At 54.4% G+C, this 16593-nt stretch carries 21 protein-coding genes; 8 read left to right on the top strand and 13 right to left on the bottom strand.

Going from position 1 to position 16593, the window contains the following annotated elements; all coding sequences use genetic code 11:
• Nucleotides 1–370: 370 nt before the first annotated feature.
• The 3 genes from CJO09_RS00610 to CJO09_RS00600 all read left to right on the top strand — a co-directional run bounded on the left by CJO09_RS00610 (nt 371) and on the right by CJO09_RS00600 (nt 2121).
• On the top strand, nt 371–688 hold the full coding sequence (locus CJO09_RS00610) for a type II toxin-antitoxin system PrlF family antitoxin (protein WP_119440642.1): 318 nt from the start codon (nt 371–373) through the stop codon (nt 686–688).
• Nucleotides 688–1167 carry a type II toxin-antitoxin system YhaV family toxin gene (locus CJO09_RS00605; protein WP_119441330.1) on the top strand — a complete coding sequence of 160 codons (480 nt, stop codon included), beginning with the start codon at nt 688–690 and terminating at the stop codon, nt 1165–1167. The genes CJO09_RS00610 and CJO09_RS00605 overlap by 1 nt, the downstream gene beginning before the upstream one ends.
• Before the next feature lie 81 nt (nt 1168–1248).
• Nucleotides 1249–2121: an EcsC family protein gene (locus CJO09_RS00600; RefSeq protein ID WP_119440641.1), complete on the top strand. Its 873-nt coding sequence runs from the start codon at nt 1249–1251 to the stop codon at nt 2119–2121.
• 36 nt (nt 2122–2157) lie between these two features.
• Here CJO09_RS00600 and CJO09_RS00595 read toward each other — a convergent pair whose 3' ends face one another.
• From CJO09_RS00595 to CJO09_RS00585, 3 genes are all read right to left on the bottom strand, one after another.
• Complete coding sequence (locus tag CJO09_RS00595; RefSeq protein ID WP_119440640.1) at nt 2158–2595, bottom strand: PIN domain-containing protein; 438 nt, start codon at nt 2593–2595, stop codon at nt 2158–2160.
• Nucleotides 2592–2852, bottom strand: coding sequence for a type II toxin-antitoxin system Phd/YefM family antitoxin (locus CJO09_RS00590; RefSeq protein WP_119440639.1), 261 nt, complete (start codon nt 2850–2852; stop codon nt 2592–2594). Before CJO09_RS00590 ends, CJO09_RS00595 begins: the two co-directional genes overlap by 4 nt.
• 65 nt (nt 2853–2917) lie before the next feature.
• Nucleotides 2918–4120, bottom strand: coding sequence for an alpha/beta hydrolase family protein (locus CJO09_RS00585; RefSeq protein ID WP_119440638.1), 1203 nt, complete (start codon nt 4118–4120; stop codon nt 2918–2920).
• Nucleotides 4121–4241: 121 nt separating this feature from the next.
• On the opposite strand from CJO09_RS00585, the gene CJO09_RS00580 reads away from it, so the two are divergent.
• From CJO09_RS00580 to CJO09_RS15720, 3 genes are read left to right on the top strand one after another with little or no spacing between them, the layout of a single operon-like run.
• Nucleotides 4242–4886, top strand: coding sequence for a nucleotidyltransferase family protein (locus CJO09_RS00580; RefSeq protein WP_119440637.1), 645 nt, complete (start codon nt 4242–4244; stop codon nt 4884–4886).
• A gap of 43 nt (nt 4887–4929) precedes the next feature.
• Entirely contained in the window at nt 4930–6273 is a 1344-nt protein-coding gene (gene argG / locus CJO09_RS00575) for an argininosuccinate synthase (protein ID WP_114420611.1), read from the top strand.
• Nucleotides 6274–6486, top strand: a complete 213-nt coding sequence (locus CJO09_RS15720) for a type II toxin-antitoxin system CcdA family antitoxin (protein ID WP_119440636.1) — start codon at nt 6274–6276, stop codon at nt 6484–6486.
• A gap of 43 nt (nt 6487–6529) precedes the next feature.
• Here the strand turns inward: CJO09_RS15720 and argF are convergent, their stop codons facing one another.
• Nucleotides 6530–7474 carry an ornithine carbamoyltransferase gene (argF, locus tag CJO09_RS00565; protein ID WP_119441329.1) on the bottom strand — a complete coding sequence of 315 codons (945 nt, stop codon included), beginning with the start codon at nt 7472–7474 and terminating at the stop codon, nt 6530–6532.
• A 119-nt stretch (nt 7475–7593) separates the two neighbouring features.
• Between argF and CJO09_RS00560 the strand changes: the two genes are divergently transcribed.
• On the top strand, nt 7594–7893 hold the full coding sequence (locus CJO09_RS00560) for a DUF3579 domain-containing protein (RefSeq protein WP_119441328.1): 300 nt from the start codon (nt 7594–7596) through the stop codon (nt 7891–7893).
• A gap of 171 nt (nt 7894–8064) precedes the next feature.
• On the opposite strand, the gene rpsT is transcribed toward CJO09_RS00560, so the two are convergent.
• From rpsT to CJO09_RS00515, 9 genes are all read right to left on the bottom strand, one after another.
• Nucleotides 8065–8331, bottom strand: a complete 267-nt coding sequence (rpsT, locus tag CJO09_RS00555; protein WP_114420612.1) for a 30S ribosomal protein S20 — start codon at nt 8329–8331, stop codon at nt 8065–8067.
• A gap of 53 nt (nt 8332–8384) precedes the next feature.
• Nucleotides 8385–9941: a murein biosynthesis integral membrane protein MurJ gene (gene murJ, locus CJO09_RS00550; protein ID WP_119440635.1), complete on the bottom strand. Its 1557-nt coding sequence runs from the start codon at nt 9939–9941 to the stop codon at nt 8385–8387.
• A gap of 12 nt (nt 9942–9953) precedes the next feature.
• Entirely contained in the window at nt 9954–10712 is a 759-nt protein-coding gene (locus CJO09_RS00545; RefSeq protein WP_119440634.1) for a 3-hydroxyacyl-CoA dehydrogenase, read from the bottom strand.
• A gap of 16 nt (nt 10713–10728) precedes the next feature.
• Nucleotides 10729–11385: an adenylate kinase gene (gene adk, locus CJO09_RS00540; protein WP_119440633.1), complete on the bottom strand. Its 657-nt coding sequence runs from the start codon at nt 11383–11385 to the stop codon at nt 10729–10731.
• Between the two features lie 93 nt (nt 11386–11478).
• A complete protein-coding gene (gene kdsB / locus CJO09_RS00535) occupies nt 11479–12243 on the bottom strand; it encodes a 3-deoxy-manno-octulosonate cytidylyltransferase (protein ID WP_119440632.1) in 765 nt (254 codons plus the stop codon).
• The gene (locus tag CJO09_RS00530; protein ID WP_119440631.1) at nt 12240–12437 is read right to left on the bottom strand and encodes a Trm112 family protein; all 198 of its coding nucleotides are present in this window, start codon (nt 12435–12437) and stop codon (nt 12240–12242) included. Before CJO09_RS00530 ends, kdsB begins: the two co-directional genes overlap by 4 nt.
• 43 nt (nt 12438–12480) lie before the next feature.
• Nucleotides 12481–13578 (bottom strand): tetraacyldisaccharide 4'-kinase, encoded by a 1098-nt coding sequence (lpxK, locus tag CJO09_RS00525; RefSeq protein WP_119440630.1) that lies wholly within the window; start codon nt 13576–13578, stop codon nt 12481–12483.
• A 6-nt stretch (nt 13579–13584) separates the two neighbouring features.
• Complete coding sequence (locus CJO09_RS00520; protein ID WP_114420619.1) at nt 13585–13989, bottom strand: ExbD/TolR family protein; 405 nt, start codon at nt 13987–13989, stop codon at nt 13585–13587.
• A 2-nt stretch (nt 13990–13991) separates the two neighbouring features.
• Entirely contained in the window at nt 13992–14618 is a 627-nt protein-coding gene (locus tag CJO09_RS00515; RefSeq protein ID WP_119440629.1) for a MotA/TolQ/ExbB proton channel family protein, read from the bottom strand.
• A gap of 540 nt (nt 14619–15158) precedes the next feature.
• Here CJO09_RS00515 and xseA point away from each other — a divergent pair.
• Nucleotides 15159–16523, top strand: a complete 1365-nt coding sequence (gene xseA / locus CJO09_RS00510; RefSeq protein WP_119440628.1) for an exodeoxyribonuclease VII large subunit — start codon at nt 15159–15161, stop codon at nt 16521–16523.
• Nucleotides 16524–16593: the final 70 nt, after the last annotated feature.

Raw genomic sequence — 16593 nt, 5'->3', positions numbered from 1 at the left:
CAGTGCCTAAGGCAGACTGCGATTTCTGCAGGTTGTTTTGGGCAACCAGAGAAAGGTAGTTGGTGTTAATTACTGACATGAGTAACTCCTGTAAGAAAAATTGGCGAAGGGTATTCGCCCGGTTGCCAGAAAGGTTAGTACGCTTCCTGTTCAGTGGCATTAACGACGCGGGGAAAATAAACTTTAGGGAAGCTGAATGAAATTTTTTTCAGGTCATGTTTGTCCCGCAATATGATCAAGTGAAAATGACCCAGCTCCTGGGCTTGCCAGTCAAGAATTCTGTTTATCAGTTATGTATCAGTTAACCGTTGACAAGGTAAGGAATAATTCTTACCATCGACGTATATAGGTTATTACTAGGAACTTCGCCATGGCTGGTATTCATGAACAGTCCACCCTCACTTCCAAGGGGCAAATTACCTTGCCCAAGTCGATTAGGCAGGCGTTGGGCGCAACCACTGGAAGCAAAGTAATTTTTGAACTTCGTGGTGGTGAGGTTATTGTTACGTGCGCTGCCGCCCCGCATGAGGATCCTGCTATCGGTGCGTTTTTGGCGTTATTGGAAAAAGACATCGGCCAAGGAAAGCGCATTGGTAGTTTGCCCAAAGGTCTTGCGCAAGCAATGAAGGCAAGTTCAGGGCATTCGGTCGATACGAATGAAGATATTGAGGGCGAAGTAGCGCTTTGATACAGCAACATGGGTGGACACTGTTGTTCCACGATTGCATTGTGGTGCAATTACAGAAGTTGCGTTTAGCTGCCGAGCGGGCTCGGCGCAGTGAGCCTGAGGGTTACGAACACAACGCGAATGTGAAGTTATTCAGGGCGTTGTCGCAATTGATTTATGAAACCATACCTACCAACCCGGGGCGCGACGAATTTCGCCAGGGCAATACCTTGGGGGCGGCACATCGGCATTGGCGCCGAGCTAAAATTGGCAGGCGTTTTCGTTTGTTCTTTCGTTATGACTCAAGGGCTAAGGTTATCGTTTATGCGTGGGTGAATGATGAACAGACGTTACGCTCATCCGGCAGCAAGTCAGACCCTTACGCCGTATTTGAAAAAATGCTCCAGCGCGGTAATCCGCCGGATGATTGGGAGGAACTTGTAGCTGCAAGCCGGCCTACGGCAGAGCAGTTGGTTAAGCGTGGCCATACTGGCAGGTAAGGCGTGTGTCTCGCAGTAGTGTGAAGGTCACGCATTTATTCAGCATAGAACGGGTGGCACAATGATTTCATTGGAGTTTTCATGAACGAATCCGTGTCGTTCCATGCCGAGCCCCATGCTGTTTTTGGCCAGCTGGCGCCGGATGACCTGGCGCAGTTGCGCTACGCCAAGGCTTTGTTAGAGCATCCGGGCTTGGCCACGCGCATTACCAGCGTCATTGGCATGCCGATTGAAAAAGGCCTGGCCCGTTTGCCGGCGTCGTGGTCGAGCAAAATTGGCGAGGTGACTGAAAAAGCGTTGCGCAAGGCGTCGAACGCGGCGTTGTATACCTTAACGGATGTGCCGGGCAAGGCGGCGTCGAATCGCTGGCATCAGGTGGGTGTGGCGGTGTCGGGCGGTGTGGGGGGCTTCTTTGGGCTGGCGGCGCTGGCGGTGGAGCTGCCTATTTCTACCACCATCATGCTGCGCTCGGTGGCCGATGTGGCGCGCAGCCATGGCGAATCTCTTTCTTCTGAGGATACGCGGCGTGCGTGCATCGAGGTGTTTGCCCTGGGCGGGAAAACACAAGATGACGACGCCGCCGAAAGCGGTTATTTCGCAGTGCGCACGGTGTTGGCGCAATCCATTGCGGAAGCAGGGCGGTATGTGGCGGAAAAAGGTTTGGTAGAGCAAGGTGCGCCAATTATGGTGCGGCTTATTGCCAAGGTGGCCAAGCGCTTCGGGGTGCAGGTAACCGAAAAAATGGCCGCGCAGGCCATTCCCGCTATCGGCGCGGCCGGCGGGGCGGCCATTAATACCTTGTTTATGGATCACTTCCAGGAAATGGCCCAAGGCCACTTCACCGTGCGTAAGCTGGAGCGCCAGTATGGGGTGGAATTGGTACGTAAGGTTTATGAGGCATTACCGAATGAACCCCGGAGAAGGGCACGGGTGCGAAGCGCGACCCGACGATAACGCCAATTTCTTTTGGCAGGCTTTAACGATGTAATACTACCGTTTTGACGCAGTATTCAGATAAAGGGCTACGCGGTCGCTCGTCCACGTGGCGACACCAGTTCCAAAAAAGTCGGCGTCTTCTGTCCATACCGGGCAGTCAAGAAGCATGGCACAGGCTAAGACTGGCCAATCATCGGCATCCCGCATGGCAATCCGGTTAAGGGCTTCTTTTCTAATGGAGTTATAAAACGTAACGTCGAGCGGAAGCACAATCGATTCGAGTCGATCTAGCACGGTAACGACAGTGTCAGGAGCGACCCCTCGCTTTTCTAAAAGAGGTGGCAAATAATTGCGAGCGTCTGCATAAGCGATATCCGGCGCAAAGAACTGAACGCTACTTGCATGCGTCAGTATTAAGTTGCGTACTTTTTGCCCCAACACGGCACGAATCAGAATATTCGCATCTAAAACGATTGCTTTTGCACCGCTCATTGCGCGCGAGCTTTTTGGCGTTTTTGTTTGAACTCGGCCACAACGGCTTCAGGGTCAACCGTATGTTTTTCCAGCATGTCATCCAAGACTTGGCTGGCTTGCTTCAGTGCGGCCAGTTCGGCTTCGTTTTGCCCGCGCGCAGGAATAAAATAGCCAATGGTTTGGCCATGGCGCGTGACAGCAACGGGGGTGTTTAACGCGATAAATTCGCTTAAGCCTGCCCGGAATTCCCGGATGCCTACCTTAGTCGTTTCCATGACAAAAGCCTTTAATGTTTGTGTATCACTGTGTACACAATTCTATCATTAAGATGATAGCTAAGCTAGTCTTTAAACGCCGTATCCAGCCAATCGTACGCGTGCTGGTGGTAAACCGACCTGGCCATGGCTTCACAATGGTCGCCGGCACCTTCTTGTGCCGTAAAACGTCTAAAGGTTTTGGGTGCCTCAATGGCGTTGAACAGCACGTCGGCAGCCCCTGCAATGGGGTCGTTTTCAGCCTGGGTAATAAATACCGGGCATTGAATTTGGTGTACGCGGTCCGACACGGTGAATTCGGCCAGGGCTTTGACATATTCTGTGAAGGAATTTACGCCGTGCACCCAGAAGCCACGTTGCACCAGGGTCCATTTCAACGCGGGGTTGTGTTCAATGGCCTGCATGATGGGGGCGTTGGCTTCTTTGGGCAGGTTGGGCAGGGCAGCCACAAGGTCTTCGGCCCCCATGCGTTTGAGCATGCCGGCTATGGCTGCGAGCATGTCCCATTGGCCGGGGTCGGCAATTAAGGCTTTAATGCGTGGTTCACCCGCAGCGGCACGGGGGGCCAGAAAGCCGCCGAAGCTCCAGCCGGCCAGGGCTACTTTATTGGGATTAATGTCGGGGCGGGCCAGAATGTGGTCCAACACGGCACCCACTACGTTTTCCCAATCGGGTCTTAACGTTAGGCCGTGTTCTATTAGGGGCGCGCCTTGGCCGGGGCCGTCGAAGGTAAGTACGTGGTAGCCGCGCCGCTGGGCGGCGACGGCATGGGCGTAATGCATGGTGTGCAGGGTGTCGTCGTACCCATTGGTGCAAATCAGTAAAGGGCGTTGGCCGTGACCTCCGCTATAGAAATAGCCGGGCAGGGTGGTGTTTTCAAACGGTATGGTTTGTGCCTCAATGGGTGGGCTGAATAATTGCGCGGCCCAGCGGAAGGCGCGGGCTTCGTTGCGGTAGGCTTCAAGCACACGGGGGTCGGTGGGGGTGCCGAACAGTAAAGGATAAGACGTTCTGTAGTAGGTGGCGGCACGTTGGTAAAGCTGTCGGGCGCTAATTAAATGGCCTTTATTCCGGCATTCTCCGGCCTGTTCATAAAGACGGTCGGCCAGCGCGCACCATTCACGGTACCAGGTGTCGGTGTTACCGGCGGGAATGCGGGGCGCCGGCGACAGCACTTCGCCCAGTTCGCATCCACCTTCGGCAATATTCATTAAGGCGCGTTGGGCCCAAACTTCGAACTGAGGGTCGTTGAATCCAAGTTGCAGCATAATGGGTTGAGTCCTTTATTACGCTAAATGTCTACCGTAACCTTACCTATTCTTATTGAGTTAGATTCTGTTACTATTTTGAAATATTGTTAATACCCAGATTCGAGGCAAACAGCAGGTTATGGTTTTTTCCAGTACACCGTTCCGCGAGGTTGCCTGCGTTGTGTTGGCAGCCGGGTCCAGCCGCCGTATGGGCTTGCACAATAAGTTGCTTTTGCCTTACAGGGGCATGCCTATGGTGCGGCAGGTTGTGCTGCAGGCCCTGGCTTCAAACTGCAGTCGCGTTATTGTGGTGCTGGGGCACAACGCCCCTGAAATTGAGCAGGCCTTGGCGGGCTTGTCGGTACAGTTTGTCCATAATCCCGAGCACATGCAAGGCATGGGCCATTCGGTGGCGGCAGGTGCCGGCGCGGTACCCGATACGGAAGGTGTATTAATCTGCTTAAGCGATATGCCACGAGTTAATGCGGCAGCGTTGAACGCGCTAATGGATGCTTTTCAGTTGGATGAAACCATTGAAATTTGCCGGCCACGCTACAAAGGGCAGCCGGGCAACCCCATTTTGTGGGGGCCGTCGTTTTTGCCCGCCCTTAGCCGCTTGCAGGGCGACGAAGGCGCACGCAGTATTTTGCAGGCGCACAGCGCTTACATACATTGGGTTGATGTTGAAACCGACGGCGTGCTGCAAGACGTCGATCAGCCCAACGACTTGCCTGCATTGGGTATGGCCTTGCCGCGCTCGAAAGACGGCGCCATGGCCTCGTAGTAGAATCTACCATTTACCCAATTGATCTATTTCGGCGCAAATAATGACCACAATTCTTCAAGACGTTCCTGTTGGCCAGAAGGTCGGCATTGCTTTTTCCGGCGGCCTCGACACCAGTGCCGCTTTGCTTTGGATGCGGGAAAAAGGCGCAATTCCTTACGCATATACCGCCAATTTGGGCCAGCCCGATGAACCCGATTACGACATTATCCCCAAGCGCGCGCGCGAGTATGGTGCAGAAAACGCCCGCTTAATTGATTGCCGCCCGCAATTGGTGGCCGAAGGGATTGCGGCGCTGCAGTGCGGTGCCTTTCACGTCACCACGGCCGGTGTTACCTATTTCAACACCACGCCTATTGGTCGTGCGGTGACGGGCACCATGTTGGTGGCGGCCATGAAGGAAGACGACGTTCATATTTGGGGCGACGGCAGTACGTTCAAGGGTAACGATATCGAGCGGTTCTACCGCTATGGTTTGCTTACCAATCCCGATCTTAAAATTTACAAACCTTGGCTCGATCAGGTCTTTATCGACGAGCTGGGCGGGCGTGCTGAAATGTCGGAATACATGCAAAAGCATGGTTTCGGCTACAAAATGTCGGCCGAGAAAGCCTATTCCACCGACTCCAACATGTTGGGTGCCACGCACGAGGCAAAAGATCTGGAATACCTGAACACCGGTATCAAAATCGTTCAACCTATTATGGGTGTGCCTTTCTGGCGTGACGACGTTGAAATCAAGCCCGAAACCGTCACCATTCGTTTCGAAGAGGGTCAGCCCGTTGCGTTGAATGGTAAAACGTTCAGCGATGCGGTTGAACTGGTAATGGAGGCCAACCGCATTGGTGGGCGCCACGGCTTGGGCATGAGCGATCAAATTGAGAACCGCATTATCGAAGCCAAGAGCCGCGGTATTTATGAAGCCCCGGGCATGGCGTTATTGTTTATAGCCTACGAGCGTCTGGTTACCGGTATTCACAACGAAGACACCATTGAGCAATATCGCATGAACGGCTTGAAGCTGGGCCGTTTGCTGTATCAGGGCCGCTGGTTCGACCCACAAGCCATTATGCTGCGCGAAGCCTCGCAACGTTGGGTGGCCGGCGCGGTTACCGGTGAAGTAACGGTTGAGCTGCGCCGTGGGAATGATTACTCCCTGCTGGACACCACCTCGCCCAACCTTACTTATCAGGCCGAGCGGCTCACTATGGAAAAGGGCGAATCGGCCTTCTCGCCGCGCGATCGTATTGGACAGCTTACGATGCGGAATCTGGACATTGTGGATACACGCGACAAATTGCGCACTTATCTGGACGCGGGTTTGCTAACGTCGAAGAAAGGGGCACCTTTGCCTACGTTGAAAGACGCCGGTAAAGACAAGTCGTGAATGGTTAAGAAACTTTTTCAGACACCTTCCCCGATTGTTAGGCGCCCGCCTGACAATCGAGGTGCTTTACGTGGAGTTAAGGAAGATGTGGCGCAATCTATGATGAATACGCAAATGGATTTATGGCTAAAGCAAAATGCTAAAGCCATTAATAGTTCTAATGCTTTTGTTGAAGAAAACGGCCTGCCGTTGGAAAAATACAGGCTGTTCTAACGAACATCTATTCAAATCTGTCTTGCTGATCGTTTAATCTGCTTTAACCACTGCGTTTCCCCAGCAACAAAAATTCCATAAGCGCTTTTTGTACGTGCATGCGGTTTTCCGCTTCGTCCCACACCACGCTTTGTGGGCCGTCTATTACGTCGCCGGTTACTTCCTCCCCACGGTGGGCCGGCAGGCAGTGCATGAAAATGGCTTTCGGGTCGGCCACCGCCATCATCTCTTCATCAACGCACCAGTCGGCAAAGGCTTTACGACGGGCTTCGTTCTCTTCTTCGTAGCCCATGCTGGTCCAGACATCAGTGGTGACCAGGTGCGCGCCCTTGCAGGCTTCCATGGGGTCGGTAAACACACGCAACACCCTTTCAGGGGGTGTGCCGATGCGTTCGGGTTCCAGCTCGTAGCCGGCAGGGGTTGAAATATGCAGCGTAAAGCCCAGCATTTCGGCGGCCTGAAGCCACGTGTACGACATATTGTTACCGTCGCCGATCCACGCAACGGTTTTGCCTTCAATGGGGCCAAGGTGTTCGATAAATGTGAAAATGTCAGCCAGGATCTGGCAGGGGTGGAACTCGTTGGTTAGGCCGTTGATAACCGGTACGCGTGAATGGGCGGCAAAGCGTTCAATACGCGTTTGCTCGAAGGTGCGGATCATGACCAGGTCGACCATACGCGATACGACGCGGGCGGTGTCTTCAATGGGTTCAGAACGCCCAAGTTGGGAGTCGCCTGTTGTTAAGTGAATGACCGAGCCGCCCATTTGATACATACCCGCTTCAAACGAGACACGGGTACGGGTGCTGGCTTTTTCAAATACCATGGCCAGGGTGCGGTCGTGCAGGGTGTGGTGCGGTTGATAACGCTTGAATTTGTCTTTAATAAGGCGCGCGCGCTCGAGCACATACAGGATTTCGTCGTGAGTGAAGTCGTTGAATTGCAGGAAGTGGCGCAAGGGCGCTGCGGGAGACTGGGTGTGAGACATGATCAACCTTGATTCGCTTGCAAAGAAGTTTAATTGAGTATGATAAACAATTTTGGGGCGGCCCTGCGATTCGGCGCCTAAAGCAGTACAATGCAGCCACGCAAAATTCCCGTGAAAGTATCGTGCAGCAGTTCATTATTTACGGCGTAACGGAGTCCGGCCAGCGTTTTCGGCCAAGCGATTGGGCCGAACGCCTTGCAGGGGTCATGTCACAGTTTCGGCCACCTGGTATGCCCGCCAACCGTCTTACGTATTCCCCTTATGTACTGCCTACCTATATTGATGGTGTGCGTTGCGTAGCGGTTGATCCACGTTTGCGCGATCTCGAACCGCTGGCCTGGAATTTTGTTGTGGATTTCGCCCGTAGCAATAAGCTGAAAACGGCAGAAGTAGAGGCCCCGCCAGAACGCCCGGACTAACCGGGCTTTTTTATGCCTGCACATTGTTGTTTGTTTCGGGCAAAAAAACAGGGTGCTGAAAGAGCACCCTGTTTGCGGTAACGTAACGTGCCAAAATTATTGGCTGGTTACCTGTTTTGTTCTGACAGTTTTTACTGACAGCTTTTTGCCAATTAAACCGTGCCGACTTCCTTAGGAAGCCATAGCTTTCACAGCAGCAGACAGACGGCTTTTGTGGCGGGCAGCTTTGTTTTTGTGGATGATTTTTTTGTCGGCAACGCGGTCGATAATGCTGGCGGTGGAGCGCAGAACGGTGTTCGCAGCTTCCTGGTCGCCTGCGTCGATTGCCTGGCGAACACGTTTAATAGACGTGCGCAGCATGGAACGCAAGCTGGAGTTATGCTTGTTCAGTTTAATCGCCTGGCGGGCGCGTTTACGTGCTTGTGCGGTATTAGCCATAGTTATTTCGTACGGATTAAGTGTGTTTAATTAGCAAAGACAAAGATTCTAACTTAGGTAGCCCTTTTTGTAAAGTCGCGTGGGCGAAAACCAAATAGAAACAACACCGCAAAATAAGCCGTGCCGGCCAGGGCGATGGTGCCCAGCAAAAGGGCAACGCGCAAGCCGGCTGATAAGGCGGGGTCTACCCAATTTACAGTGTGGTTTACGCCATAAAGTATGGCCCCCAGCGCCAGCAGGGCGGGAAGGGCGCGCAGCATAAATAGGCCCCAGCCGGGCGCGGGCTTGTACGTGCCGCGACGCAGCAACAGGGTGAGCAGCAATAGGGCATTCACACTGGCACCCAGCCCGATTGAGAGCGCCAGACCAGCGTGATCGAATAGGGGTACGAAAACCAGATTGAATAATTGGGTGAGCACCAGCACGACCAGGGCAATTTTCACCGGGGTACGAATATCTTGCTTGGCGTAAAATCCCGGGGCCAGAATCTTGATTGCCAGCAGACCCACTAACCCTGCGGAATAAGCCATGGCCGCCACTTCGGTTTGCGCGACATCGTAAGCGGTGAAGGCGCCGTAGTTAAATAGGGTGGCCACCATCCCTTCGCTGAGCAATGCCAGGCCCAAAGCCGCGGGCAACCCTAATAAAACAACCAGACGCAGCCCCCAGTCCAGCAGGTGGTTGTACCGATGGTGGTCGCTTTGCGCATGGGCAGCCGATAAGCTGGGGAGCAGCACTGTGCCCAGCGCCACGCCCAGCAAAGCGGTGGGAAACTCCATGAGCCGGTCGGCAAAAGACAGCCAGGTTACGCTGCCGGCTGCCAGCCAAGTGGCAATATTGGTGTTGATGAGCAAGGAGATTTGCGCTACCGAGACCCCCAGGATCGCGGGCAGCATCTGGCGCATGATGTAGCGCACGGTGCTGTCTTGCAAGGCCTGGCGCAGGCGAAACGAGTAGCGTGGCAATAAGCCCAGGCGCGCCAGGGCGACCCATTGAACGGCTAACTGTGCCACCCCCCCGGCAAGAACTCCAATTGCCAATGCATAAATAGGCGTGCTGAAGTGGGGCAGCAGAAACAGGCAAGCCAGAATCATGCAAAGGTTAAGCAGTACGGGTGTAAAGGCCGGTACCGCGAAGCGCCGCCATGTGTTCAGCACACCGGATGCGAACGCTACCAGTGACATGCACAAAATATACGGGAACATGGCACGAGTCATCCAAACCGCCGCCTCGAATTCGGTTTGGCGATCGGGATTCAACATGCCGCTGGCCATGGCGCTGACCACCCAGGGCGCAGACAACATGCCAATTAATGTCACGGTCATCAGCACAACCGTTAACAATAATGCCACCCGATCCAGTAGTTCGCGTACCCGCTCCGGGCTTTCCTGTTCACGTGTTTGCCCCAGAATAGGCACAAATGCCTGGGCAAACGCGCCTTCCGCAAACAGACGGCGCAATAGGTTCGGGATACGAAAGGCGACCCAAAAGGCGTCAGTAAGCGGCCCTGCGCCAAACGAGCCGGCAATAAAAATATCGCGAACCAAACCAGTGATTCGCGATAGCAGGGTAAAACTGCTGACTGTTGCCGCAGACCGGAACAAGCCCATGTTGATGTCGGCTTATTTTGGTGCCATGCGAATGGCGCCGTCCAGGCGAATGGTTTCACCGTTCAGCATTTCGTTGGTCACAATGCTGTGTACCAGCTTGGCGTAGTCTTCCGGGGTGCCCAGGCGGGAGGGGAAGGGAATGCTGGCGGCCAGCGAGTCTTGCACCTCTTGGGGCATGCCGTACACCATGGGGGTACCGAAAATGCCTGGGGCAATGGTCATGCAGCGAATGCCCAGTTTGGAAAGATCGCGCGCAATGGGAAGCGTCATGCCCGCTACACCGGCTTTCGATGCGGCATAGGCAGCTTGGCCAATTTGGCCGTCGAAGGCGGCAACGGAGGCGGTATTAATTAATACACCACGCTCGCCGGTAGGTTCGGGTTCGTTTTCGCTCATGGCGGCAGCCGCCAAACGCGACATGTTGAACGTCCCCACCAGATTCACCATTACGACTTTCTGGAATGTTTCCAGGGCGTGAGGGCCGTTTTTGCCCACTGTGCGTGACGCTGGGGCGATACCGGCACAGTTCACCAGGCCGAACAGGCGACCTTGTTGACGCGCCGCCTCAATAACGGCTTGCGCATCGGCTTCCTGGGTCACGTCGCAGTGCACATAGGTTTGGCCGAGCTCTTTGGCCAGTGCCTGGCCGGGTTCGTCTTGTACATCGGCCAAGACGACTTTGGCGCCTTCTTTGACCAGCATGCGTGCGGTTCCGGCGCCCAATCCCGAGGCGCCGCCGGTGACGATAAATACTTTGTTTTTGATGTCCATGTTGCTCCTTTACGCTTTACTTCTTCAGGATTGCAAAAATACGGTTGCGAATTTCTTCCACACTGCCCACACCTTGAATCTGGTGGAACCGCGGGGCGGCGGCATCGTTCGATTGTGCCCATCCAGAGTAGTAATCCACCAGGGGGCGGGTTTGCTCTTGATAAACGGCCAGACGATGGCGTACTGTTTCTTCCTTGTCGTCGTCGCGTTGTACCAGCGGCTCACCGGTGACATCGTCGGTGTCGGGGGTTTTAGGTGGGTTGAACTTTACGTGGTAGCTGCGGCCGCTGGCAGGGTGGACACGCCGACCGCTCATGCGCTCGATAATGTTTTCTTCGGGCACAACCATTTCGACGACGAAGTCCAGCGAAATATTCGCTTCTTTCAAGGCATCCGCCTGCGGAATGGTGCGCGGAAAGCCGTCGAACAGGTAGCCGTTGCGGCAGTCGTCTTCCTGCAGGCGGTCTTTAACCAGGCCGATAATGATGTCGTCGGAAACCAGACCGCCGGCATCCATGATTTTTTTGGCTTCCAGGCCCAGCGGCGTTTGTGCTTTTACCGCCGCCCGCAACATGTCGCCCGTGGAAATTTGGGGAATGCCAAATTCCTGGGTAATAAACGTGGCCTGCGTGCCTTTGCCGGCACCGGGTGGACCGAGCAGGATCAGTCGCATGGAAATACCTCCGTAAAAACTTCTTCTTTCTGGTGTTTTGTTTTGTCGCGACGCAGCAATATAACCGCCGGACACCTCGTTTTGAACACGCTTTTATAACCGATTTGCGAAAATGGCGCGTACGCGTTCCAGATCGGCGGCGGTATCGACCCCCGCAGCCGGATGAGCTTGCGTAATGTGAACCGCTATCCCGAAACCATTCTCAAGCGCCCGCAACTGCTCGAGTGACTCGAACATTTCAAGTGGGCCGGTGGGCAAGTGCGGAAACGTGTTCAGAAAACCGACTTTATACGCGTAAAGGCCAATATGATGCAATGCGGGAAGATTGGGTGCGAGTACGTGGCTGCCATCGGCAAGCGCATCGCGCGCCCAAGGGATGGGCGCCCGGGAGAAGTATAAGGCTTGTTGGCGATGATTGCACACCACCTTGACAATATTAGGGTTGAACAGTTTATGTGCTTCAGTAATGGGCGAGGCGCAGGTGGCAATGGCCGCATCGGGTTGGCTTTGCAACAACGCGGCAACCTGGTTAATGAGTTCGGGGTCGATCAGGGGTTCGTCACCTTGCACATTCACGACAATGTCGTCGGGGCTCAGGTTTAACTGTTGCGCAACCTCGGCCAAACGGTCGGTGCCGGTGGGGTGGTCGGCACGGGTTAATTGGCACTGAAACCCGGCATGCTCAACTGCCTGAAGAATGTCCGTGTCGTCGGTGGCGATAAGAATGCGGTCGGCGTTTGATTTGGCTGCTTGTTCAGCGGTACGTACAACCAGCGGCTTGCCGGCGATGTCGAGCAATGGCTTGTTGGGTAACCGGGTGGAAGCCCGCCGTGCGGGGATAATGGCGGTAAAGCTCACGAATTTGATGTGTTCTGTGCCGCATTCGACTCATTCAGGTCACGTGCTTCGTTTTCCAGCATAACCGGAATGCCGTCGCGAATGGGGTAGGCAAGGCGATCGGCCTTGCAAATGAGTTCGTGATTGGCATGATCGTGGTGCAAAGGGCCTTTACACAAGGGGCAAACCAGCACTTCCAGTAGATTTGAGTCCATAACAGGTGTCCGTATGACGTATTGCGGGCAAGGAAGAGGCGTTTTAGCCGTTTTGCCCGGGCACAGGGTTCGATTGTAGTCGCTTTAATAGCGTTTGTACCCACTGTGGATCCGAGAAGCGCGGTGCCACCTGTACCGACCATAATCGCGGGTCGGTGGTGCCTTGAAGTTTGACCGCGTCTTTATCGGTCACCAGGATAACCGCCTGGTTCACTTCTTGCACAGCCGATGCAATATCGGGTGAATGGTCGGGTAGTGCAACGGCGGGGTCGGGGTTCAACCCGTGTTGTTTAAGCAGGCCGAAAAACCGTTGGGGTTGGCCAATAGCCGCGACAGCACCCAGACCGCGCTCCCGATGTTCTTTTGCCCATTCCGGCCACGGTACGACTTGGCCCGTGCTGATTTGGGTGCAACTGGTTGGTTGCAAACGCATGCGTACCCGTGCCACTTTCGTGGCGGAAGCGCGCGGCGCCACCCCGTGCGTTTCGGGCAGGCTGCCTTCCTGGGGTGTGGGCCCTGATTGATGTAATACGATTAAATCGACATGATTCAGTCGTGACGCGGGCTCGCGCAGCGGGCCGGCCGGCAATACACGCTCATTGCCCAATCCTCGTTCGTCTTGCACTACGATTTCGATATCGCGCGGCAATGCCAGATGCTGTAGGCCGTCGTCCGATACCACAATGTCGACGTTGGGATATGTTTCCACTAGAGACTGCAAGGCCAAACGCCGTTTTGGGTGAACGGCAATGGGGGCACCTGTGGCCTCGGCGATCAGGGTGGGTTCGTCGCCAAACAGCTTAGGGTCCAATATTCCTTTGCCGACGCGCGCTTGGTGGTGGGGAAGCTTTACCCCATATCCCCGGCTGATTACCCCCGGCCGGCGCCCCAGGGCTTTTAGGGCGTTCACCAGCGCAATCACCACGGGTGTTTTCCCGGTACCGCCCACCATAATATTGCCCACAACGATCACCGGCACACCGTAGGTGGGGTGGGCGGCAATGTGTGTATGGCGGCGACGCTTGATAAGAACCGCGGCCACCACCAGCCAGGAAAGCGGCAACAAGAGTGTGCTGATTAGCCCTTTGCGCTGCCAGACTCCATGTGCGAACTGGGCGAGCAAGGTGTGCAGTTTCTGCATGGTTTTTTATTGTTGCGTAGCGAAATTAACGCGTTGAATGCCCGCCAGACGGGCCGCCTCCATGGCTTTAACCACGTTTTCGTGCGCGGTCTGGGCGTCGGCATTAATGAGCAACACCGGTTCCGCTTGGTTGCCTGCAGCATTGTTCAGGGCGTTGGTCAGGCCTTGCGTGCTAGTGTCGGCAATTAAATTGGCGCCGAGTGCGAACAGGCCGTCTTTATTAATGGCTAAGCGGAGCGGGTTAGGGTCGATGGCTTGCGCGCCGGCTTGGGGTAGCGTGACGCTAAGTTGCTGAAAGCGTGTGAACGATGTCGTGGCCGCCAAAAAAATAAGGATGACCAGCAAAATATCGATGAGCGGGATCAGGTTGATCTCGGGCTCTTCACTCTGAATGCGACGACGAAAATTCATAGTCAGTTGGGAGACGAAGGCGTGCTGCGTAAATCTTGCTGAAGAATTCGATCAAGCGTACTGGCCTGGTGTTCGATTTGATGCAGGAAATGGTCGACCCGGGCTCGGAAGAAACGATGAAAAATAAGGGCGGGCACAGCAATAATAATGCCGAAACCCGTGTTGTACAGTGCCACCGATATGCCGCGGGCCAGTTGGGCCGGGTCGCCGCCTGCCGGCGTATAGGAAGCAAAGATTTCGATCATCCCGACCACGGTGCCGAACAAACCCAGCAAAGGCGATACAACCGCAACAGTTGCCAGGCTGGGAACATAACGGTTCAGGCGGTACGCGACATCCTTGCCGACATCTTCGATTGCCGCCTGGCGATAAATGGTGTCGTGCCGGCGCACAGCGATTACCTCGGCCAGCACACGCCCCAAGGGAGAACTGGAGGCCAGTTTTTCCAAGGCATTGGAAGAGGGGGATTTTTGCCGCATGAGTTCGGTGACCCGGTCGAGCAGGTGTTCGGGCACAATCAGTTTGGTGCGTAACGACAGGAAGCGTTCAATGATAAGGGCAAGGCCCAGCACTGATGTCACAATCAGCAGCCAGATTGGCCAGCCGGCGTCATGAATGATTTGCAGCAAAACAGATCTCCGGACAATTATCCAATTCGATGGAACAGGGAAGCGCCCATTTTAAGCCGGAAGCGCCGGACAGCAACAATAAAGCACCCGGAAAGTAATAGTTATCAAATTGTAACCTTGGAAATTTAGGCGTTTTGGAGGACAGATTGGCGTGAATAAAGGGTTTGCGAAGGGTATCCACAGAAACTGTGGATAATTTTGTGCAAAAGTATAGGCAACGCGTTGTTTTACGTGGTCTGGCAGTTCAGTGGTCAATAATCAGTCATCTCTTTGAAATATATAAAGTTGTTTTAAATCAATAATTTATATTGATAATTTAAAGCTCGATAAAAGATTACCTCCTAATCGGCTTGATATACGGCCAATTTGACATTCCCGGCTTTTCTGTGGATAGAAGTTACTTTTAAGGTCCGAGTCAGGGACGAATGCTATGATCAAGGCTCATCTTTGTTTTTTCCTCTGTTATTTGGCCTACGGCGTTTTTTTGCATTGAAATTTACACTAAGTTACAAATGCTGAGCCGTCAACCAAATCAAAATCATGCCGCCTGATTCTCTTGCTTTCACAAATGGTTCTGCTCCAGCCGATACGATCCTGACGGTGAGTCAGTTGAATCGTGCGGTGGGTGCATTGCTTGAAGGGCACTTTGCGCGCATTTGGGTAAAAGGGGAAATTTCCAACTTCACTCAGGCAGCGTCCGGGCATTGGTATTTCACCATTAAAGACGACCGGGCGGCCGTACGGGCCGTTATGTTTCGGGGGCGCGCGCAAACTGTTGGTTTCGTTCCCCGCGTTGGTGAGCAGTTCGAGTTTCGAGCGGTCGTTACATTGTACGAACCGCGTGGCGATTACCAACTGCAAATCGACACCCTGCGTCGGGCGGGTCAAGGTGATTTGCACGAAGCTTTTTTAAGGCTTAAGGCGAAACTGGAGTCGGAGGGTTTGTTTGATCCGGCTCGCAAACGGCCGATACCGACTATGCCCAAGGCGGTGGGCGTAGTGACGTCGTTGGCTGCGGCCGCGTTGCGCGATGTGCTCACGTCATTCGCGCGTCGGGCTCCGCATATTTCCGTTGTGGTTTACCCTGCGCCGGTTCAAGGCGCCGATGCGCCTGCGGCTTTGGTGCAGGCGTTGGAAACCGCATACAGTCGGGCCGAGGTCGATGTGATTCTGTTGGTTCGGGGCGGGGGCAGTTTGGAAGATCTTTGGGCATTTAACGACGAGGCTCTGGCCCGAACGGTTGTGGCCAGTCCGGTCCCGGTGATTTGCGGTGTGGGTCATGAAACCGATTTCAGCATTGCCGATTTTGTGGCCGATTTAAGGGCGCCCACGCCCACTGCCGCCGCCGAGCTTTCGTGCGCACCGCGCCAGGCCTTGCTGGATCAAACGTTCGAATTTTATCGGGCACTATCGCGACATCAGCAACGTTTGCTCGAGCGTCTTTCAATGCGGCTCGACCGTGCAATGTCACAATTGGTGTCACCCCGTCAGCGTTTGAATCAGCAGCGTGAAGGTTTGCAATCGCTTACCGCGCGGCTGCATCGTGCCGCCCGCAGAAATACCGAGCTTGAAGCGGCACGGTTGAATTTGTTAAAAACACGCTTGAATGCCGCGTTACCGTCGGTCGCGCGTCGGCGCCAGGAGCTTGATCGTTTAACCCAGCGATTGGCTGCAGTGGGTTCACGCCAGTTTCGCCGGCCTCGGGCGCGGCTTGAAGCCGCGGAACAAACGCTGCAGGCGCTTAGCCCGAAGCATATTCTGGCGCGTGGTTATGCTCTGGTTCGCGACCAGAACGGGGTTCTGGTTAAAAATGCGTTAGACTTGAACGCAGGCGACCGGCTGCTGCTTGAGCTGGCTCAGGGCGCGGCCGATGTCGAAGTATTGAAAACGCGCAGCCTGTTATAGAAACGCTTAAAATAGAGCGTTAACACAGGCTTTGTGATGTATTGTTCATTCACCTTTTATAAGGAAATTG

It is taken from the genome of Neopusillimonas maritima (genome assembly GCF_003576595.1).
In the GTDB taxonomy this organism is placed as follows: domain Bacteria; phylum Pseudomonadota; class Gammaproteobacteria; order Burkholderiales; family Burkholderiaceae_B; genus Neopusillimonas; species Neopusillimonas maritima.
This window is presented reverse-complemented; position numbering and strand designations above follow the sequence as displayed.